General features: G+C 36.3%; 14 protein-coding genes and 2 rRNA genes (1 of these 16 cut by a window edge). 7 read left to right on the top strand and 9 right to left on the bottom strand.

Annotation, left to right across the window (positions count from 1 at the left end; genetic code table 11):
* Positions 1-2757, top strand: a 23S ribosomal RNA gene (locus HUE53_RS03015) (it extends 119 nt beyond the left edge of the window).
* 169 nt (positions 2758-2926) lie between these two features.
* Positions 2927-3035, top strand: a 5S ribosomal RNA gene (gene rrf / locus HUE53_RS03010).
* Positions 3036-3236: 201 nt separating this feature from the next.
* On the opposite strand, the gene HUE53_RS03005 is transcribed toward rrf, so the two are convergent.
* Positions 3237-3476 carry a transposase gene (locus HUE53_RS03005; protein WP_192188696.1) on the bottom strand — a complete coding sequence of 80 codons (240 nt, stop codon included), beginning with the start codon at positions 3474-3476 and terminating at the stop codon, positions 3237-3239.
* Positions 3477-3549: 73 nt separating this feature from the next.
* Between HUE53_RS03005 and HUE53_RS03000 the strand changes: the two genes are divergently transcribed.
* Positions 3550-4341, top strand: a complete 792-nt coding sequence (locus HUE53_RS03000) for an IS982 family transposase (RefSeq protein WP_192188695.1) — start codon at positions 3550-3552, stop codon at positions 4339-4341.
* Between the two features lie 53 nt (positions 4342-4394).
* Positions 4395-5507, top strand: a complete 1113-nt coding sequence (locus HUE53_RS02995; protein ID WP_192188694.1) for an IS481 family transposase — start codon at positions 4395-4397, stop codon at positions 5505-5507.
* Between the two features lie 51 nt (positions 5508-5558).
* On the opposite strand, the gene HUE53_RS02990 is transcribed toward HUE53_RS02995, so the two are convergent.
* Positions 5559-6455, bottom strand: coding sequence for a tyrosine-type recombinase/integrase (locus tag HUE53_RS02990; RefSeq protein WP_065213370.1), 897 nt, complete (start codon positions 6453-6455; stop codon positions 5559-5561).
* Positions 6456-6508: 53 nt separating this feature from the next.
* Complete coding sequence (locus HUE53_RS02985; RefSeq protein ID WP_192188693.1) at positions 6509-6805, bottom strand: tyrosine-type recombinase/integrase; 297 nt, start codon at positions 6803-6805, stop codon at positions 6509-6511.
* A gap of 9 nt (positions 6806-6814) precedes the next feature.
* Between HUE53_RS02985 and HUE53_RS02980 the strand changes: the two genes are divergently transcribed.
* Both HUE53_RS02980 and HUE53_RS02975 read left to right on the top strand, forming a co-directional pair.
* On the top strand, positions 6815-7198 hold the full coding sequence (locus tag HUE53_RS02980; RefSeq protein WP_014165862.1) for an ISAon1 family transposase N-terminal region protein: 384 nt from the start codon (positions 6815-6817) through the stop codon (positions 7196-7198).
* A complete protein-coding gene (locus tag HUE53_RS02975) occupies positions 7191-8150 on the top strand; it encodes an ISAon1 family transposase (protein WP_454951483.1) in 960 nt (319 codons plus the stop codon). Before HUE53_RS02980 ends, HUE53_RS02975 begins: the two co-directional genes overlap by 8 nt.
* Positions 8151-8161: 11 nt before the next feature.
* Here the strand turns inward: HUE53_RS02975 and HUE53_RS02970 are convergent, their stop codons facing one another.
* The 4 genes from HUE53_RS02970 to HUE53_RS02955 all read right to left on the bottom strand — a co-directional run bounded on the left by HUE53_RS02970 (position 8162) and on the right by HUE53_RS02955 (position 10923).
* A complete protein-coding gene (locus HUE53_RS02970; protein ID WP_192188692.1) occupies positions 8162-8848 on the bottom strand; it encodes a tyrosine-type recombinase/integrase in 687 nt (228 codons plus the stop codon).
* A 192-nt stretch (positions 8849-9040) separates the two neighbouring features.
* On the bottom strand, positions 9041-9595 hold the full coding sequence (locus tag HUE53_RS02965) for a helix-turn-helix domain-containing protein (RefSeq protein ID WP_225556169.1): 555 nt from the start codon (positions 9593-9595) through the stop codon (positions 9041-9043).
* Positions 9588-10505 (bottom strand): ISAon1 family transposase, encoded by a 918-nt coding sequence (locus tag HUE53_RS02960; protein WP_454951477.1) that lies wholly within the window; start codon positions 10503-10505, stop codon positions 9588-9590. The genes HUE53_RS02965 and HUE53_RS02960 overlap by 8 nt, the downstream gene beginning before the upstream one ends.
* Positions 10506-10539: 34 nt before the next feature.
* Entirely contained in the window at positions 10540-10923 is a 384-nt protein-coding gene (locus tag HUE53_RS02955) for an ISAon1 family transposase N-terminal region protein (RefSeq protein ID WP_014165862.1), read from the bottom strand.
* A 61-nt stretch (positions 10924-10984) separates the two neighbouring features.
* Between HUE53_RS02955 and HUE53_RS02950 the strand changes: the two genes are divergently transcribed.
* Entirely contained in the window at positions 10985-11227 is a 243-nt protein-coding gene (locus HUE53_RS02950) for an XRE family transcriptional regulator (RefSeq protein WP_192188856.1), read from the top strand.
* 122 nt (positions 11228-11349) lie between these two features.
* Here HUE53_RS02950 and HUE53_RS02945 read toward each other — a convergent pair whose 3' ends face one another.
* Both HUE53_RS02945 and HUE53_RS02940 read right to left on the bottom strand, forming a co-directional pair.
* Positions 11350-11760: a hypothetical protein gene (locus HUE53_RS02945; protein ID WP_192188691.1), complete on the bottom strand. Its 411-nt coding sequence runs from the start codon at positions 11758-11760 to the stop codon at positions 11350-11352.
* Positions 11753-21469: a SpvB/TcaC N-terminal domain-containing protein gene (locus HUE53_RS02940; RefSeq protein ID WP_192188690.1), complete on the bottom strand. Its 9717-nt coding sequence runs from the start codon at positions 21467-21469 to the stop codon at positions 11753-11755. The genes HUE53_RS02945 and HUE53_RS02940 overlap by 8 nt, the downstream gene beginning before the upstream one ends.

Below are 21469 nucleotides of genomic sequence, written 5' to 3'. Positions count from 1 at the left end.
TGGGGCAACCCACTATGTTGAAGACATAGTATCCAATAGGAGGCGAACCCGCTGAACTGAAACATCTAAGTAGGCGGAGGAGAAGAAAACAAAAGTGATTGCGTAAGTAGTGGCGAGCGAAAGCGCATTAGCCCAAACCAGTGTTGTTACGGCAATACTGGGGTTGTAGGACCACAATATTTCTTGTAAACCGAATTAGAATAACCTGGAAAGGTTAACCACAGAGGGTGATAGTCCCGTATAAGTAAGGAATATAAAGGATAGTGGTATCCTGAGTAGGGCGGGGCACGTGAAACCCTGTCTGAATCTGGCGGGACCATCCGCTAAGGCTAAATACTCCTGAGAGACCGATAGTGAACCAGTACTGTGAAGGAAAGGTGAAAAGAACCGTGAATAACGGAGTGAAATAGAACCTGAAACCATACGCCTACAAGCGGTCGGAGCAGCAAAAGCTGTGACGGCGTGCCTTTTGCATAATGAGCCTACGAGTTAACGTTGCTGGCAAGGTTAAGCACTTCAGGTGCGGATCCGTAGCGAAAGCGAGTCTGAATAGGGCGCTTGAGTCAGTAATGTTAGACGCGAAACCGTGTGATCTACCCATGGGCAGGATGAAGCTGTGGTAACACATAGTGGAGGTCCGAACCGGTTGACGTTGAAAAGTCTTCGGATGACCTGTGGGTAGGGGTGAAAGGCCAATCAAACTCGGAAATAGCTCGTACTCCCCGAAATGCATTTAGGTGCAGCGCAGTGGTAGAGTTATATAGAGGTAGAGCTACTGATTGGATGCGGGGGCTTCACCGCCTACCAATTCCTGACAAACTCCGAATGCTATATAATATACACAGCAGTGAGGGCTGGGGTGCTAAGGTCCCAGTCCGAGAGGGAAAGAACCCAGACCATCAGCTAAGGTCCCCAAATGTATACTAAGTTGATCAAACGCGGTTTGATTGCATCGACAGCTAGGATGTTGGCTTGGAAGCAGCCATTCATTTAAAGAGTGCGTAACAGCTCACTAGTCGAGCGATCGAGCATGGATAATAATCGGGCATAAGTATACTACCGAAGCTATGGATTTGACAAAAGTCAAGTGGTAGGGGAGCATTCTAACATCGTAGAAGGGATTCCGTGAGGATTTCTGGAGAGGTTAGAAAAGAAAATGTAGGCATAAGTAACGATAAGGGGTGCGAGAAACACCCCCGCCGCAAAACTAAGGTTTCCGCAGCTATGCTAATCAGCTGCGGGTTAGTCGGGACCTAAGGCGAATCCGAAAGGAACAGTCGATGGCCAACGGGTTAATATTCCCGTACTACTTATAATTGTGATGGAGTGACGCAGTGGTGAAAGTACCGCGAACTGACGGAATAGTTCGTTAAAGCACCTAGCTATAGGCCCGGTAGGCAAATCCGCTGGGACTGGTGAAATGCGATAGTACTCGGATTCTTCGGATGATGGGATAGTGTACCTAAAGGCTGCCAAGAAAACCTTCTAAACATAGATTATAAGTACCCGTACCGTAAACCGACACAGGTAGTTGAGGAGAGTATCCTAAGGCGCTCGAGAGATTCATGGCTAAGGAATTAGGCAAAATAGACCTGTAACTTCGGGAGAAAGGTCGCCAGCGCAAGCTGGCCGCAGTGAAAAGGTCCAGGCGACTGTTTATCAAAAACACAGGGCTCTGCCAAATCGTAAGATGAAGTATAGGGCCTGACACCTGCCCGGTGCTGGAAGGTTAAGAGGAGATGTTATGAGCAATCAGAAGCATTGAATTGAAGCCCCAGTAAACGGCGGCCGTAACTATAACGGTCCTAAGGTAGCGAAATTCCTTGTCGGGTAAGTTCCGACCTGCACGAATGGTGTAACGATCTGGACACTGTCTCAGCCATGAGCTCGGTGAAATTGTAGTATCGGTGAAGATGCCGATTACCCGCAGTGGGACGAAAAGACCCTGTGCACCTTTACTATAGCTTAGTATTGACCTTGGATAAGTGATGTGTAGGATAGGTGGGAGACTGTGAAATGGCGTCGCTAGGCGTTGTGGAGTCATTGTTGAAATACCACCCTTTGCTTATCTGAGGCCTAACTCCATATTGTGGAGGACATTGCTTGGTGGGTAGTTTGACTGGGGTGGTCGCCTCCAAAAGAGTAACGGAGGCTTCTAAAGGTTCCCTCAGCACGCTTGGTAACCGTGCGTAGAGTGCAATGGCATAAGGGAGCTTGACTGAGAGACATACAGGTCGATCAGGTACGAAAGTAGAGCATAGTGATCCGGTGGTTCCGCATGGAAGGGCCATCGCTCAAAGGATAAAAGGTACGCCGGGGATAACAGGCTGATCTCCCCCAAGAGCTCATATCGACGGGGGGGTTTGGCACCTCGATGTCGGCTCGTCACATCCTGGGGCTGGAGAAGGTCCCAAGGGTTGGGCTGTTCGCCCATTAAAGTGGCACGCGAGCTGGGTTCAGAACGTCGTGAGACAGTTCGGTCTCTATCTACTGTGGGCGTTAGAAATTTGAGTGGATCTGACTCTAGTACGAGAGGACCGAGTTGGACCAACCGCTGGTGTATCTGTTGTTCCGCCAGGAGCACCGCAGAGTAGCTACGTTGGGAAGGGATAAGCGCTGAAAGCATATAAGCGCGAAACCCACCACAAGATGAGATTTCTTTTAAGGGTCGTGGAAGATGACCACGTTGATAGGCTATAGATGTAAAGGCAGTAATGTCACAGTCAAGTAGTACTAATAACCCGTAAGCTTATTGTAAGAGCCCCCTAACCCCCAAAGGGGGAACCTCAGGGGGCTCGTAAAATTCTTTCCAAATTAAATATTTATCTCAATATGTTAAAATATTTGTTTCGTTTAAAAACGAGACAGTCTTAAAGAAGAAAGTCCAAAGGAAACTTTACGACATTCGACTTTAGACTTAAAACCTTAAGGTGGTTATTGCGGCGGGGCTCACCTCTTCCCATTTCGAACAGAGAAGTTAAGCCCGCCAGCGTCGATGGTACTGCATTTTGTGGGAGAGTAGATCGCCGCCTTTCTTTAGAAACCCTTCATCCGAAAAGATGAAGGTTTTTTGTTTTATATGAATTTATTGTATCATACCGAAATCACGGATCAAGTCAAAAACGGGAGTGTATTAAAAAGTGTGTAAATCATTTTTATAATCAATATTTCAATGTTCAAAACAAGATAAAGGAAAGAAAATACGTTCCGCTACGCTACACTTAATTTTCTTTCCTTTATCTTGTTTCTTTCTTTCTTTTTAATTCCTCTATATCTCTAAAAGCACTTACTGGATACTTGTATGTTTTATATTCTTTTTCCAATGCTACCGAACCTATTAAAGCAATAACTGAAGACACGTTCGGCATGGCTCCTCTCATTTTCAAAACACGCTTGTAATCTCTGTTCAACCGTTCAATCCAGTTGGTCGAATAAACCATTCTTTGAATTTGTGGCGGATAATCTAAATAATTCAAGTTGCTAGTTTAAAAATGAAAAACAAAGCAAAAGGTTAAGTAAATTTGTTTTGCTAACCAATAAACGAAACCCATGCTTTGTAAAGACAAAATTATATCAATTTTTTGTTTAATTGATGATATTTTAAAAGGAATTAATCATCAAGATGATATAAGAAGAAAAGTAAGTGATAGTGAAATCATTCTGACAGCCTTAGTTTCATCGACTAGTTTTTATGGAAATCATGATTCAGCTATTCGATTTATGAAACAATATGGATTTATTCCAGATATGTTAGATAAAAGTAGATTTAACAGAAGGTTACACAAAATTGGATCAATCCTATATGAGTTATTTGAGATTATAAGTTCTTATTTTAAAGATATTTGTTGTGAGATGCAATATATAATAGATTCATTTCCAGTAGCATTTTGTCATAATATGCGAATTGCGAATTGTAAAATTGTTAGTGGTAAGAAATGGAGAGGTTATACAGCAAGTATGCGAAGCTATTTCTATGGAATAAAAGTTCAATTACTTACAACAAAAGCAGGAATACCAATTGCTTTTCATTTTACACCAGGGAAAACTGGAGATGCAAAGGCTATTGGGAAAATGATTGATAAATTGCCAGCTGAAGCATCAATATACGCTGATAGTGCTTATACAAATTATAAATTAGAAGATTTTGCTAAAGAAGAAAAATGTATTTTATTGAAAGTACAACGAAAATCAAATTCAAAAAGATTTGATACTGAACAACAAAAAAATGAAAAATTAAAAATGAGAAAAAAAGTAGAAACCACAATAAGTGACATTAAAAAATTATTCCCTAGAACAATACATGCAGTCACATTAAATGGATTCCTTATATGTAATATTTAATATTTAATCTGACAGTTACCAATTAAAGTATTAATTTTAAACAAAGATTAAATATGACAACAAATCAAAAAATAATAGGTAATAAAATTGGACTATTAAACTTAGCAAACAAATTAAAAAATGTATCAGAAGCTTGTAGGATTATGGGCTACGGTCGTGATAGTTTTTATCGTTTTCAAGAATTATATGAAACAGGAGGCGAATTAGCACTTCAAGAAATAAGTCGAAGCAAACCCATTATTAAAAATCGTGTTGAACCCTACATTGAGCAAAAAGTAGTAAGCATTGCTACAGATAATCCATCTCTAGGTCAGCAAAGAGTGAGTAATGAATTGCGTAAAGAAGGCATTGTACTTTCTCCTGGAGGAGTTCGTTCGATTTGGCTTCGTAATGATTTAGAGACCTTTAAAAAGCGATTAAAAGCCTTAGAGACAAAAGTAGCAAAAGAAGGTTTGATTCTTACTGAATCACAAGTCGTAGCCATTGAAAAAGCTAAAGAAGAAAAAGAAGCTCACGGAGAAATAGAAACCGCTCATCCAGGTTATTTGGGAGCACAAGACACCTATTATGTTGGCACAATTAAAGGAGTAGGAAGAATTTACCAACAAACTTTCATAGACACTTATTCTAAAGTTGCTTTTGCAAAACTATACGACCAAAAAAATTCACTCGTAGCAGCAGATATGCTCAATGATAAAGTGCTCCCATTTTATCAAGAACAAGATGTTTCTTTACTTAGAATACTTACCGATAGAGGAACAGAGTATTGTGGTTCACAAGATCACGATTTTCAACTTTATCTAGCTATTGAAGACATAGATCATACTAAAACCAAAGCTAGAAGTCCTCAGACTAATGGTATTTGCGAACGTTTTCATAGAACTATACAAAATGAATTTTATGCCATAGCTTTTAGAAAAAAAGTTTATAACTCAATTGAACAACTTCAAATAGACCTTGACCTTTGGCTGATAGAATACAATCAAAACAGACCCCATTCTGGTAAGTTTTGTTATGGACAAACTCCTTTAAAAACTTTTTTAGATACCAAATATTTGGCAGATGAAAAAAACTTGAATAAATTGCATCAGAATCATTTTTTTCTTTCATCTGAAAAAGCCCCCAAGGGAATTGAAAAAACAAACAATCTGACAAACTTAATTTAACTTACAACTGTCAGGTAAAGTAGTGGCTATTACAATTTATTTTTATCCTTTTTATCTTATTGGATGATAATTATTTACTGCGTTTTGTAGTTGTTCCAGTTCGGTTTGTTTGTATTGGATTGTAGTTGATGCTCGTCTGTGTCCGCTAAAAACCTGTACTATTCTTGTATCATTCTCCTTTTTCAATAAGTTTGCTATAACACTTTGTCTTATCTTCATTGGTTGTATTTGTTCGCTTTTTGGCTTTTGTTCGTTTATCATTTTGCTAATGCCGTGAGGATTGATTTTTTCACCGTATTGACCAAGGATAAGCCCCCTAACCCCCGAAGGGGGAACTTTGGAATGACTTAATAATTTCTCTCTATCTTCTTGTATGTATTTGTAAATTAATAATATTTGTTTGGCTTGTAGTGGTAAAGTTCTTGATTGTGGACTTTTTGAAGTGATTTCGTTACTTCCTTTTATATAAATTTCGCATTTTTCTAAATTGATATGTTCAACTTCTAATGCTGCTATTTCTTTGACAGTTAAGGCTTGATAAATCAATAAACTAATGATAATTTTATTTCTATTTTCTAACTGTTTTTTCTTCTTGATTTGGTAGGTTTCAAAAAAGGTTTCTAGTGTTTCTGGGCTGTAGAGTGTATCGGCTTGTATTTGTTTATCAATCTTATCTTTTAAAAATAATTCACTGCAAGGATGGTCTTTTCTTTGTCCTGTTTCAAGCAGATAATTGAAGTATATTTTAACGCCATACAAACAATGTCTTAATGTTTTTGGGTGTAAATTGTAGTTTTTTCGTAAGTGTTCTATATAGTTTAAAACCTCTTTAAATGTGGCTTTTGGTGCTTTGTTTTGGTAATAATCTGTAAATCTTTTGATGTTGTATAAATTGCTGTATAATGTGCTTTTGCTGTATTTTTTCTGTAAATATTCTTTTAATTTCATAATTTAAAAATTGAATAATTAAAAGATTATCAAACAACTTAAATTTTAAATTCTTAAATCATTAAATCTTTTAATTGTTTATTGGTTATATGTGTGTAAATCTCTGTACTCTCGATGTGGCTATGTCCTAAAAATTTTTGAACCTGTTCGAGCTTCATTCCGTTTTCTAAAAGATGTGTTGCTATTGAGTGCCTTAATGAGTGAATACCTATTTTATTCAATTCTTCAGTAGTTAGTTTTTGTCCAAATTCTGTTTTTAAAATCAGTTGTTTTAGTCGTGCATTAAGTCCCCATTCTTGCATTTTTCGGCTCACATAAAAAATATGGGGAGTAATTGTAAATTGCGACAAAAAAAGTAAATGGATTTTTCGATACTTTCTGCTTTTCTACCCGAAGAATTATTATGTCATTTTGATATTGTTGATTTTATAGAATTAGGAGATATTCAAACAAAAAAGGATTGCTTTTATATCTATCTTGATGAAAAGAACATTATTCCCGAAGGTTTCATTTCAGAGGAATATGAGTCAAAAGGCTTTTGTGAGCGTACTTTGATACAAGATTTTCCAATACGAGGAAAGGCTGTTTATTTAGGTATCAGAAGACGTAGGTGGCGAAATACAGTAGATAAGTCAGAAATTAAAAGCGATTATTCTTTTATTGCAGAAGGTTCCAAATTAACTGTTGAACTTTCGGATTTTTTAAAAGGTACAGGTAGAGACCCGAGAAGATACGATAAGTAACATTGCCAGTTATTATGGCATTAAAGCTGATTTACTGCGAAGACATTACAAAAAAAGAATCAGTGGTTTTACAAGTTGGAAACAGTTAGAACATGCCGAAAATTATCTGATTTACCCCGAAAATATTGGGGAGAATTTAAGTATTGATGAAGTAAGATTGTCAAAAGGTGAACTGTATACTTTTGTAACCAATAAACAAGGAAGAGGCAAAAAGAAATCCTTAGTGGCGGTTATAAAAGGCACCAAAAGTCAGGACATTATTGATGTGGTTACTAAAATTCCACTTTCGCATAGAAAACAAGTAAAATCGATAACACTTGATATGGCAAACAATATGCAATCAGCATCAAGAATGTGTTTTCCTGAAAGTTACCTTGTCACAGACCGTTTCCATGTGGTAAAGTTGGTAATGGAAGCTCTCCAGCATTTAAGGATAAAATATCGCTGGGAGGAGATTGAAAAAGAGAATCAAGCTATCAAAAAAGCAAAGGAGCAAGCAATAAAATACATTCCAATAACTTTTGAAAACCAAGACACACCCAAACAACTATTGGCTCGATGTCGTTATATCATTGCCAAGAAACCCAACCAATGGACAGAAACCCAAAAAGTGCGAGCCCAAATATTGTTCCAACATTATCCTCTAATACATCAGGCATATAAACACACCCAAGAGTTTAGAAATATTTATGAATACACCTCAAAAGAAGAGGTTAAACAAAAAATATTGAATTGGATATCCAAAACCAAAGAATTAAAAATGACTGTCTTTAATACCGTTGCCAATAGTTTAAATTATCATTTGGAAACAATTGTAAACTTCTTCATAAAAAGACATACAAACGCAAATGCTGAATCCTTTAACTCAAAAATAAAACTCTTCAGAGCTAATCAAAGAGGTGTGATGGATACTAAATTCTTCCTCTTTAGAATGGAGAAACTTTTTGCTTAATCCCCAAAAAATTAATCTGAGCCCATTTTTCTTGCTTTATTATTGATAAATATTGTGTTGTTTTTTTGCTCTAAACTTTCTAAATATTCTTTGATTTGATCGCTTATTTTTTGACTTATAGGAACTAATCGCCTTTTACTGTTTTTGCCTTTTTGAACGATGATAATATTTTCGGTTAATCGCAAATCTTCTTTGTTTAAATCGCTGATTTCCTGCACTCTTAATCCACAACCATACGCAATATTTAAAATGGTTCTTTCTTCTAAATTGGCTACTTCGTAAAGTTGTTTTATTTGGTCCTGGCTAAAAATAAATCGTTCTACTTTTTCAGTTCCGTTGGTAAATTTTAGATGTGATGCTGGGCTTTTTTTGAGTGTTCCAATTTCTAAAAGATAACCTAAATATTGTTGAAGGTTTCGCATATGGTCGTATATGCTTTTTTGTTTAATTGGCTTGCCTGTACGTTGGCTAATTTTATTTTTTAAATAGTCGTTGTAGTCTGCTATTTCTTTGGGTGTAACTTCTTTTATAGTAAAGATTTTATGAGTTTCTAACCAACTAAAAAACTCTCTTAAATATAAATATCTTGCTCGGGTAGTTTCGGGTTTTAATCCTAAAATGTCTAAATGTTTTTTGTAGTTTCTTGCCTGTTCTTGGTAGGTTTCAGAGTAGATTTTATGCTTGCTTGGTGCGCCCATCTTTTATTATTTTAAATGTTGAATTTTAAATTTTAAATGGTTTGGTATGACGTTTTTAAGGTTTATGATGGTTTTGCTTACTCAATATTTTATTTTTAGGAACGCTAGACTATTTTTTTACTGTTTACTTATATTTTACAATACTTTACACCGTTTTTTAGTGTTCCTTTTGCGTTCCTTTAGTGTTCCAACTTACTTTTGCTCTTGTCGTAGCTGTTCTATTTGTAACATTAAAAAGTCTTTAATCTCTGCTCTTAACTTTTGGTAATTGTCCCAATAGGAGATTTTATATTTTATGCCTTTGTTTGCAAAACCGCCAACCTGTTTGATGTATTCCAACTCTAAAAGTGTTTGTATATATCTAAATATCTGTGTTTTACTTATTCCTAAATCTTGTCTTATATCTCTTAAAATAAACTCTTGATTTTCACTTTTAACGTACTTTTTTAATCGTTCAAAAAATTGTCTTAAACTTCCATCGAGTTCATCAACTTTTAAAATGATACTTTCAAAAAGTACTTCGGTTGCTTGTTCTATGTCTTCGATTTCGGTTATTAGTTGATTGTTATTGGTTAGTTTTCTTTGATATTGATTTAGGAACGTTACTTGTTTGATTACGGCTTGATACATTTCGTTTAATCTTCTTATTTTATGTACTTTTTCGGGTAGATGTAATTGTGTTGCATACGGATTAATGACTTCGTACTCTTTTAAATGGCTCAGATTAATTTTTTGGGGATTAAGCAAAAAGTTTCTCCATTCTAAAGAGGAAGAATTTAGTATCCATCACACCTCTTTGATTAGCTCTGAAGAGTTTTATTTTTGAGTTAAAGGATTCAGCATTTGCGTTTGTATGTCTTTTTATGAAGAAGTTTACAATTGTTTCCAAATGATAATTTAAACTATTGGCAACGGTATTAAAGACAGTCATTTTTAATTCTTTGGTTTTGGATATCCAATTCAATATTTTTTGTTTAGCCTCTTCTTTTGAGGTGTATTCATAAATATTTCTAAACTCTTGGGTGTGTTTATATGCCTGATGTATTAGAGGATAATGTTGGAACAATATTTGGGCTCGCACTTTTTGGGTTTCTGTCCATTGGTTGGGTTTCTTGGCAATGATATAACGACATCGAGCCAATAGTTGTTTGGGAGTGTCTTCATTTTCAAAAGTTATTGGAATGTATTTTATTGCTTGCTCCTTTGCTTTTTTGATAGCCTGATTCTCTTTTTCAATCTCCTCCCAGCGATATTTTATCCTTAAATGCTGGAGAGCTTCCATTACCAACTTTACCACATGGAAACGGTCTGTGACAAGGTAACTTTCAGGAAAACACATTCTTGATGCTGATTGCATATTGTTTGCCATATCAAGTGTTATCGATTTTACTTGTTTTCTATGCGAAAGTGGAATTTTAGTAACCACATCAATAATGTCCTGACTTTTGGTGCCTTTTATAACCGCCACTAAGGATTTCTTTTTGCCTCTTCCTTGTTTATTGGTTACAAAAGTATACAGTTCACCTTTTGACAATCTTACTTCATCAATACTTAAATTCTCCCCAATATTTTCGGGGTAAATCAGATAATTTTCGGCATGTTCTAACTGTTTCCAACTTGTAAAACCACTGATTCTTTTTTTGTAATGTCTTCGCAGTAAATCAGCTTTAATGCCATAATAACTGGCAATGTTACTTATCGTATCTTCTCGGGTCTCTACCTGTACCTTTTAAAAAATCCGAAAGTTCAACAGTTAATTTGGAACCTTCTGCAATAAAAGAATAATCGCTTTTAATTTCTGACTTATCTACTGTATTTCGCCACCTACGTCTTCTGATACCTAAATAAACAGCCTTTCCTCGTATTGGAAAATCTTGTATCAAAGTACGCTCACAAAAGCCTTTTGACTCATATTCCTCTGAAATGAAACCTTCGGGAATAATGTTCTTTTCATCAAGATAGATATAAAAGCAATCCTTTTTTGTTTGAATATCTCCTAATTCTATAAAATCAACAATATCAAAATGACATAATAATTCTTCGGGTAGAAAAGCAGAAAGTATCGAAAAATCCATTTACTTTTTTTGTCGCAATTTACAATTACTCCCCATATTTTTTATGTGAGCCGAAATTCCTGTGGATAGATTGATTTATATTGCTAAAAATTTTGGAATATCAGTTGATGACATTATTTTCTTTGAAGAAAAAAACAGTGTTCCTAACGAGGTTTCTATGGAAGACAAGGCTACTTTGGAGCAACTAAAATTAATTAATGAACTCGATACTGAAGAAAAAACAATACTCTTAAAACTTATTGAAACATTTGTTTCTAAAAAACGATTTAAAGAATATTTACAGAATAATATTTCTGCTTTGTAATGCTTTGTTATTTGGAATTAATATAAATATTACTGTTTTTTACAAAAACATTATGTACCTTATTTGGTACTTTTACAACTTATATGGTATAAAAAAAGCCCTCAAACGAGGGCTTTATTGTTTTATTTAGGAATGTTTCCTGTGATAATTAAATAATCTTTATTTTTTGTTATTTCTGCAAATATAGTATCGCTATTTTTACGAAGTATAGGGTATACTTTATCAAATAATATTAAATTATCGTTTACCTTTTTTAAGGAAAGATTTTTAACCAACAAATCTTCATTTGTATAATGATTGTCTTTCTCAAAAAATTTTGTATAAAGTCCTTCTGAAGCACAAGCCTGAAATTCTGTTAATTTACCATCTTTATATTTATATGTTTTTTCAATAGTTAATCTTCTTCCTTCTTGTTTAATAAAAGCAGGACAACCTGAATTTTCGGTATAATAAGCATAAATAATTTTTAAATTGCCTCTATACTCGCTTTTACAAGAAATAATAATCAAAGACAATAAAATTAATCTACTCAATTGGTTTAGTAACTGTTTTTGTTTTTTGTACATCTTTTCTAGGTTGAACTATTATTTTTATATCCGAATGACCAAAATATGAATCTTTATCAGCTTGTTCCCAAATACCACCAATAACTCGTTTAGCTTCTGCATCCGAAGTATTTGTAGAAGAATTATTTGGGTTAACAATACCAAAACAAGCCAACGAACCTGAATGTCTAATCTTATTTTCTTCTTCATTTTTATATATACCTCCAACATGAATCATAACACTAGTGGCTGTTGTACTATTTTCTCCTTTATCATTCTTTCTCGGTTTAGAATTTAAAGTACTACTACCATTTTGTTCTAATTCAAATGCTGCTGTATCGTTCTCGTGTGGATATGGAGCGATGTAATCTGCAACATACTCATTTGAACTTCCTGAAGCAGGTTCAAATGCAAGATTATCTAAAGTCATAGTATTTTCACCATCTTTGTTTACTTTCCAAGAATCTCTTGTTACCATAAAGCTCATCTTGAAATTAGCATCTTCATCGTCAGTCACATTAACTTGATATAGAGGAACTTTAATTGTTAAATAATCATATTTACCCGCATTATAAGAACCAACTATTTTTTGATACGCATAACCCACAACTTTATTTGTTATAGTTATGATTGGGTCTCTACCATCTGGGTCTACATAAATTAAGGGATTATTCAAACAATAAACATAAGGACTAACGCCTGGATACTTCTCCGCTAGTGGGTCAACATTGAGCCAAAGGGAAGTCTTCATATCCAAATATCTCGCTCCGTAATAAGTGAGATTGGTCTCTCTATCCAATTCCTTTCCATTAAATAAATACGGCATAGAAATAGAGGAGGAGTGTTCTTCAAAAAGGACTTCTCCAAAAGGGATATACTCTACATGCTGAGACAACTGGCCATTCATAGTGCTAATATACGAAGTACTTCCTAAATGATCGTTATGGTAATAAAAAATATCTTTTTCAAATAAGCCGTTGCCTACAAAACCATCGCCTGCGGTTACATCTGCGGGTTTTATAGGATCGCCAAACTGTATGGGTGGTCCTGGTACATTGCCTGGGGGATTAAACACGGGTTGTCTAGGCCAGCCCTCGGGTGTTTCTTGGTTTTGGTTAGCGTTTTGCTTGGGCGGGCTTGGGTAAGGCTTTCCTGTAGCGGCTGGACTGGCGTATAGTCCTTGCTGTGTGGGTGGTCCTGGAGGGAGTCCTAGGTTGCGTACATAGTCGTCTAACCACTGTTGTTGTTCTGTGCTTAATTGGGCATAGTTTATTCCGCCTGCTGTAATTTTGGTAGGTTGGGCAAAGGTTCCTTGTCCTATTTTGGAGGTTATACGCCCTGCGCCTTCGAAATAATGTTTGGTAAATTTGCCTTTACTTATTACAAAATAGGGGCTTACGTAACCTGTATAATTGTCAAAATGGTTTATGCTGGCGGCTTGTGCGCCGTTTATGCTTACGTTTTGGGTGTCGCCACTGCTTTTTAGTACCCGCTCGCCTGTGTGGTCGTAGGTGTATAGGTGCATACGCCCGTTGTCGTTTATGCCCATTAGGTGGTTTTCTTCGTCCCATGTCATTTTTCTAAAATTGTTAAATTCTAGGTATTGGGTAGGGTTGCCGTTGCCGTCGTATTCGTAGTTACGAGGTTCGGGTTTGCCGTCTTCGGTTATGATACTTGGGGCATTGGGGTGCTGGGTGTTGTTGTACTGATAGTTTAGTTTGTAGCCTTTTTGGGTGCCATTTATCTCGTGTTGTAGCTCTTTGCTTACTATATTGTGCATATTGTTGTAGCGCATGGCTAGGGTGTAGGTGGCATGGTTGTTCTGGCCGTTGTAGCTGCCTGTGGCGTTTTTTAGTCGGTACAAATCGTCGTACTGGTAGGTTTGTTGGCTACTACCGCCTAGGCTATTGGCTACTACAGGCACGGTGTTTTTTATGCCTAGTACATTGCCTACAAGGTCGTAGGTGTAGGTGTTGTTTATAATGGCACGGTTACCACTGTTTACGTTTAGTTGTTGCAAACGACGTAAGGTGGGGTCGTAGGTGTAATGGGTTTGGGTATCGTTGCCGTATTTTAGGTACTTGCGTTGTTCAAACTCGTCGTAGGCTAGTTGCTTAATATAGAGGTAGGTTTGGTTTTCTTTGGTGCCTTGCATTGTTTGTAAATTTCCTGCACGGTTGTAGGTGTAGGTAAGCACCTCGCCATCAGGATATATCATTTTTTGCAAACGGTTCCAGGTGTCGTACTCGTATTGGGTAATGTAGGTTTGGTTATCGGTAGGGGTTATGCGTAGGGTTTTTATTTCTTTTTCTACCTCGCCTAGTTTACCATAAAAATACTCGGTACCTCCACTGGCATCGGTTACTAGCCACATACGTCCACGGCGTGGGGCATTTTCGGTAGCACTACCATAATAATAGCTTATATTGTTTTGTGGGTATCTAGGGTATTTTATGTGTTCTAATCGGTTGTAATCATATTCATATAGGATACCGCCATCGGGCATGGTTTGCTCTATTTGGCTAGTTACCCTTTTGGTCATATTGCCTGCTAGGTCGTAGGTAATGGTGGTAGTACCAGCATCGGGGTGTATGTACTGGGTGCGTCGGCCTAGCCAGTCGTAAGTGCTTAGGGTAGTTTGTCCCATAGTGTTTATAACAGCGGCAGTTTCGCCAAGGGCGTTGTAGCTAAACTGGGTAAGTAGCTCGTTGCCACCGTCATATTGTATAGTGGCTATATTTTTGCCAGTGGCATCGGTATAGGTTTTTGCCACCTTACCGTGTGGGTCTGTTTGTGTGGTTTGTAAAGCATTTATGCCTTTAAAATTTTCTATGGCAAAAGTGGTGGTGGTGGTACTACCATCGGGCAGGGTTGTTTTTGTGGCTCTGCCTAGGGCATCGTACTGGGTTTTAGTAGGGTTTACGGTGCTTGCTAGGGTACTAAAACTGTTGTTTAGGGTAGTGGTAAAGGTTGGGTAAAAACTCTCTACCGCTCTACCAAAAGCATCGTACACCACCTTGCCCGATATAATATGACCTTCTTGGTCTGGGGCATCTATACCGCCAAAAAGCGAGGCTGTTTTTTTGACCTGTAAGGTACGCCCAAGCCCATCTATATAGGTATAGGTTTCTATGTCTTTGTTTAGTTCAGGGTCGTAATTTCGGGTTTTGGCATAGGGTACTTCTGCGGTAGGGTAATACTCGTAGGCAATGGTGTAGGGTTTGCCACTGGCTATTTCGTAAGGGCCTTGTATGGTGCTGGTACGTCCTTTGTCGTCAAGGGTGTATAAGGTACTTTGTTCGTTACGATCGGTGGTTTTTATAGGGGTGTTAAAACGGTAGTCGTATTCCGTTTTGTTTGCATACCCAAAATGGTCTTGTATTTGGGTGATGTGGCTGTAGACTTGATCGTCGTAGGTATAGGTAATTTGAGCTCGTTGGTTTTTGTAATTAGGGGCGCCTGTAATTTTTATAATATTGCCATAGGTGTCATATACAATATCGGTTATGGCTACCTTGTCGTTACTAGCATACATTTTAAATTGTGTAACCTCGGCTGTTGCGGGGTTTATTTGGGTAGCTCGTTTTCGTTTTAGTCCATCAATGGTAAATACTTCTATTTGTTTAGGGATGCCATCGTAATAAGGGGATAGGCTGTTGTGGTAGCTTATTTTGGCGGTTACTTTATCTTGTGGTGTGCCGTTGCCTAAATCTGTATATTCTACAATATTACCTTGTGGATCATATTTATTATAGGTGTTTTTGTCTAAAAAGGCGGTGCCTGCTTCGTAGTGTTTTTCTTGGGTATGTATAGGTGCGATAAACACTGATAACAAATCGGCGGCAGGGTTGCTTAACAAGCCCTCGGTAATAGGGGTTTGGTTTTGAGCATTGGTTATACTATAGGTGGTGCTGGTTTCTTGTAGTTTTTTATTGTCTTTATCTAATAAAAAAGTGCTTTTTAAGAGGTTTTTACGATAAAAATCGGTATTGTAAAACTCTTGTATTTGGGTGTTATATACGGTATTGTTGGTAGCATTTATTTGTTGTGTAGTAATTTTGGCATAGCCATAAAAATCACGTTCACGGCGGTCGTAATAAGGGTTTTCATAGGTAAAACGGCTAATAAGGTTGTCTACACCATCGCCTGTGTGGCCGTCAAAAAGGTTTACTTCTTTGAGTACCCATTTTGCTCCGTTCGCTTCGTAAGAGCTTGGTTTAAATTCGTAATCAACGGTAAAGCTATTGCCCATAGCGTTAGTTACGCTTTTTAGTTTGTTGGTACGTTTTATGTTAGAAAGACGTACGGTAAGGTTGTCTTCGTTTTCGGATTTTATGTAGTCTAAATTACCATCTCCATTAATATCGTTAAAAGTAGATTCGATTTTGCTTACTGAATTACCGGTGCTAGCCCCTGCTTGTATAGCAATCCGAATAGGAATAGGGGTTAAACTAAAATCGAAAGCATAACTAGCATTCATACCATAACTAGTTGATTTGTTTTTACTCATACTAGCGTATTTTGGGTATTGTAATGGGTTAGTATCAAAACCGTTTCCTAGGTTTAGGAAAATGAGGATGTTGTTTTGTGTGTAAATTATTTTATCGGGTAATCCATCGGCATTAATATCAAGAAAGGATTTAGATTGTTCATTAGAAGAGCCATTATAAGAAAATCCTCCAGATATAGAGCCTGATGCAAAATCAAAGCCTAATCCTGCTCCAAAATCGGATGAATTTCCTTCGTTTATTCCTTTGTCTAGGTTTTTCCAATTGTAATCGGGAAGAAATCGGTATCCTGTATTAAGTAAAACAATTCCGTTATCGTTAATTTGATCTGTTAGTCCATCACCATTGATGTCTGTATGTATTTTTTGGGAGTAATCATTTCCTGTGCCTATATTTCCGCTTATACTGGTGTATTTTCCTGCTTTTTGGGCATCGGAATTTGATTTTTTATCATTAGAACTTTTTTGCACAGTTGTTTTTGCATTAGTTTTTGTATCAGATGAATTGGCACTCCCATGACTGTATTTTCCATTGACACTTCCTCCTTTGCTTCCTATAATGGATACGCTAAAATTGCCAATATTATTTTGTAGGTTAGACAAACCTCCTCTAGGGGTTGTAAATTGTACGTTGCCATTGCGTACAAAATCGGGGTAACGATCTCCATTAAAATCGGTCATAGTTTCTATAACGATAGACTTGCCTTCTGAATAGTTGGCACCTGCCCCGGAAGAACTAGCGGATAAGCCGGCAGCATAGGCGTTACTTGTGGATTCTGATATGGTAAATAAGGCTCGACTGCCGCCTCCTTGAACAGTAGGTAAGGAAGTGTCTAAGAATTTTTGTAGATCATCTTCGCCTAGACGTGCTGAACTAATGTATTCTTCTTTGATAAAAATAGCATCTTCTGCGCCTAACCATTTGTTTGAAGCGTAATTTCCTCGGGCTTGGATAAAGTATTCTTTGGAGGCTTCAAATTGTCCATGAGTTGCTGGGGTAACAGATGTGTTTCCGCTGATGTCTGGCATATTTTTTGGGTCAACATCGTAGGGTTTTTTATCTGATACTATAAGGTTTTTGTCAATGGTATTGGCTGCTAGATTTCCGTTAATTAAAAATACGCCCCAATTTCTATTTCTGATTTTTAATTTTTTTTCGACATCATCAAAATTGCCGTAGTAGCTGTTTTCTGAGCTGAAATAATTATATTCTACTAATGTTTTTTTGTTTTTTATTATGACAGAATCTTTTATAACGAGGAATGCGCTAGAATGATTTTGTTGAAAGAGGGTTGAAGTATTTTTGTTATTGAAGTAGTATTCTATTTTAATAGGTTTGTTAGCTACAATACTGTCGTAAGGATATGATAGATCAATTGCTTTTGGTGTGTAAGCTAGGTATCCATCTGTTAATTTGTATCTAATTCTAGCTACTAGTTTTTCTTCTTGTTTGGCTGTTATTAGTATGTCGCTATCAAAACTTTGATTAGGTCTAACTTTATTAAATTGAATTACTCCGCTGTAATTATGAAAGGTTGCTTTTCCTTTGGAACTAGGTATAATGTGGTTGAGGATGTATTTGTCATCTACTCGATTATAAATTGTATGTGTAACTTCTAGGGGTTTTGTTTCTTGGTTGTCGGAGTGGTCTTTGTATATAATGGAAGGGTTACATATCAAATTTTTCCAATCTATATTTGTTTCGGATTCTATGATTACTCTGAATCCGTCGCCTTTTAGGGCATTTATAAGAGGAATGGTGTTAAAATTGAATGTAATGTTTTCTGATGCTAAAAATTGTTTTGAAAAGACAACTGTTTCGCCAACACTGAATCTATTGGAAATAATTTTTAAAAGGATGTGATCGGAAGTTGTTTTTTTAGAAAAAATACCATCAAAGCGTATTGGAGAATCTTTTGGGACCATGATAAGTGTTTGTGAACTTACTAAAAAATCTTTTTTAGGATTGTAAGTTTTTAAACTAAAGCCATTAGGGTCCGTATGACTAGGGTCTATGTCTTGATAGTTGATGGTAGGTTCCCAAAGGATGTTATCAAAATTACCATCTTTTATAGAACTAACTCTAAAATAGAGGTGTTCTCCTTTAGTAACAAAAAGATTGTCTTGTTTTTGTTTTGATAAATAATCTGTTGCTCCAATAGTTTCAGACCAAATTAAATTATTGTCTTGTTGAAAATATAACGTTACACCATCGGCTTTATCTGTGCCATCATTGTTTTTATAATTTTGTCTATCAGTGGAGGTGTCTTCTAGTAATTTATAGATATGCGAAATTTGTATAAATCCAGTAGCTGGAGCTTGCCATAGGCGTACGATGTCGTGCAATGGGTTCTTTTTTATTATTTCGGCTTCGGAGTTTTGTGTATTGCCTGTTAGTAATAACTCGCCTTCATTAACTATGGGGGAAGGGGTTCCTGTACTGTTTGGGGTAAAAGTAGGGATGCCATTTACTAAACGGTTGTAATAAACGGTTCCGCCATCGGCAAAATCAGTGAGTCCATCGCCATTAAAATCCATGAAATAACTGGTGGTGGTGTTTTTTGATATTTGTCGATCATATCCTAAATTAGCTCCCAATTGTCCAAAACCTAAAATTAGATCGACGCCGTAATTATAGGAATAGTTTCTAGAGAATCCAACATTTCCAATATTAATGACGTGGTATGTGTCTGAAAATTGGTTTATACCTGTTGCCCCAAGGTTTTTTCTAAAGTAGACTTTATCTCCTTTGGTGAAAATTTTATCGGGCAAGTTGTCTCCGTCTAAATCTTCTAAGGCAACATAGGTAGAGGTATTGCTCCAGTTGTTTCCTCCTTGTCCGCCTAAAGTATTTTGATTTAAGACTCCAATTCCTGGAATTCCAATTCCTAATCTATAATTAAAACCTCCAGAAATAGAGCGGGAACTTCCTGTAAGAGTGTGAGTTCCTTTGAATTCTTTGAAAGCGGGAAAAGCAGGTGTAATACCGTCATTAGGCACGCTCCAAGTTTGTTCTTCGCCAAAAGGGGTGTAGTTGCCACTAGCATCGCGTACATCGTCGTAATAATCGAGGGAGTTTTTGTAAAACAGATTTCCTTTTGTATCATATACTTCTATTTCTTTTAGTAATGTTTTTTTAAAAGCGCCTTGTTTATAGGTAAGTCCGTAGCTACGAATCATTTGGTCTTTAAATTTGACTTCTATTTTTCGCAATAGTTTGTTAGAGGTTTGCTGAAAACCTAATCGTGCTGCTATTTGTACATCTTCTCTAGTGGGTTCTCCTAAATCTGTATCTTTAATAAAGTGTATGCTGTATGCTCCTTTTTGGTCATTTTTTCCAGTATAATATATATTTTTGATATATAATTCGCCTTCGGATTTTTCGTATTGATAGGCTATCGTATTTCCTTTTAAGTCAATTTGTAAAGTAATTGCCCAATGGCCTATATTGCCATTGGTATCTTGTAAAATAGCGGTGTTATCTATGCCAGCGGGTGTACCGCCATAGTAGGTTGTTGTACCGCTCTTGTCTGTTACTATCCAATAATAGTTGGTAGGGTTATTTCCTTTACGGGTTATTTTTTGGAAAGCACCTTCTTTTCTAGGATAAAACTGTTTATTGGTTTGTCTGTCTGTCCAAGCTTCTCTATGAGCGTTCGGCAAGAGTGCCTCACCTGCTAGGGTATAACTTTCGGTTTCTTTGCTCGCATCGTATCTTGGTGCTCCCCAACGGGTTTCTATGTCTACACTGGGTAGGTTTATTGCCCATCCTAGTCCGGTCCAGCTATGTCCGGCTTCGCTACTGTATTGTAGGGCTAGTGAGGGTTGCATGCCTGTTCTGCCTTTTGGAATTTCTATAGGGAAATTGGTGCTAGTACTTCCGTTTGGATTTGCAGTAGGTGGGGTAATAGGGGTTATGCCTACGGCTGGAGAGGCTGCTTTTAAATCTTTGATACTTGTAGGGGTATAGCCAGAGGTTTCGGGTGATTCGGGTAGTTTTATAATTCCTGCTATAAAATCGGTAAAATGGGTGGTTTTTCCTGTTATTTTAGATTCATGGGTTAGTAATGTGTCTTTAGGAATTTCTTTCCATAGTCTTTTCTTTTCATCAAAAAAGAAGAGGTTTATGTCTTTTTCTGTATATCCTTCTGGAATTAATTTTTTGTCGTAAGGAATTGTAAGTTTTCCAGGTTTTTTGAATTGTATTCCGTGGGGTAATAATCTGTAAGCAAAAGAATTTTGTGTTACATTGACCATTGAAGGGTTTAACGGTGCAATATCTTTTGTATGAAGGGCTTCTATGGAAAATAATGTGTTTTTTTTGATTATATCTTTTTCTAGATGAAAACTAGCATTTGAATTGTTGATGCTTCCTCCATTAATGCCTATTATATGCTCTTTTTTTATGTTTTTATTGTATAAAGGGATGTAATAATCTACAGGGATAAAGTTATTTATAGATATAGGAATTATAGTGTTTGTGTTGTTTTCTTTTTTTACACAGGTTATTTCTTTTTGATTGGTATAGTCTATTTCGGTTTCAAAATGTTGATTAATGGTATTTATTTTTTTGTCATTTATATACAATGTTGTGTTTTTTTCGGGTTGAAATCCGGCAATGTAGAGTTTGTTTCCAAAACGGAATAATTCAAATTTTTGAAGGGTATTTTCGTTTTTGTAGAAGTTTAGTGTAACGTTTTTTATTTTATATTGGTTGTTTTTTATTTCTGGAGCATTAAAGAAAAGTACATTATTTCCTTTTTTTATGATGTTATTGCTTATTTGTTCTTTTTGATGCAACCATTGGTTGTTTTTTGCAATAAAGTTTCCACCGGTACTTTGGGTGTTATTGATGCTTTTAATAATAGATGTTCCGTTTTTATAACCATATAAGTCGTATTCTAAGAATACTGTTTGATCATTAGTAGGCAATTGGGGTATTTGAATATGAAATAAATTATCAAAGGCATCATCTATAATTTGGCTTGTATTAAGGCCTATAATTCCTTCTTTTATATCGGATTTATGTATTAATATCTTAGATGGGATGGTGTTTGAAAATGTTTTTTTATTTGCTATTAAGTTAACTTTTGCAGGTTTATTTATTATTGTTTTCTTGATGTAATTATAATTTGCAGCGAAAACTATGCCAGCAATTAATAGAAAAAATAAGTATATTTTCTTGCTCAT

Source organism: Flavobacterium columnare, from assembly GCF_014844295.1.
GTDB lineage: Bacteria > Bacteroidota > Bacteroidia > Flavobacteriales > Flavobacteriaceae > Flavobacterium > Flavobacterium columnare.
This window is presented reverse-complemented; position numbering and strand designations above follow the sequence as displayed.

Coding starts and splice junctions, on each gene's coding strand:
- HUE53_RS02970 (WP_192188692.1), bottom strand. CDS start 8,848: ATGGGCGCACCAAGCAAGCATAAAATCTACTCTGAAACCTACCAAGAA.
- HUE53_RS02990 (WP_065213370.1), bottom strand. CDS start 6,455: ATGAAATTAAAAGAATATTTACAGAAAAAATACAGCAAAAGCACATTA.
- HUE53_RS02980 (WP_014165862.1), top strand. CDS start 6,815: ATGGATTTTTCGATACTTTCTGCTTTTCTACCCGAAGAATTATTATGT.
- HUE53_RS02955 (WP_014165862.1), bottom strand. CDS start 10,923: ATGGATTTTTCGATACTTTCTGCTTTTCTACCCGAAGAATTATTATGT.
- HUE53_RS02995 (WP_192188694.1), top strand. CDS start 4,395: ATGACAACAAATCAAAAAATAATAGGTAATAAAATTGGACTATTAAAC.
- HUE53_RS02940 (WP_192188690.1), bottom strand. CDS start 21,469: ATGAGCAAGAAAATATACTTATTTTTTCTATTAATTGCTGGCATAGTT.
- HUE53_RS03000 (WP_192188695.1), top strand. CDS start 3,550: ATGCTTTGTAAAGACAAAATTATATCAATTTTTTGTTTAATTGATGAT.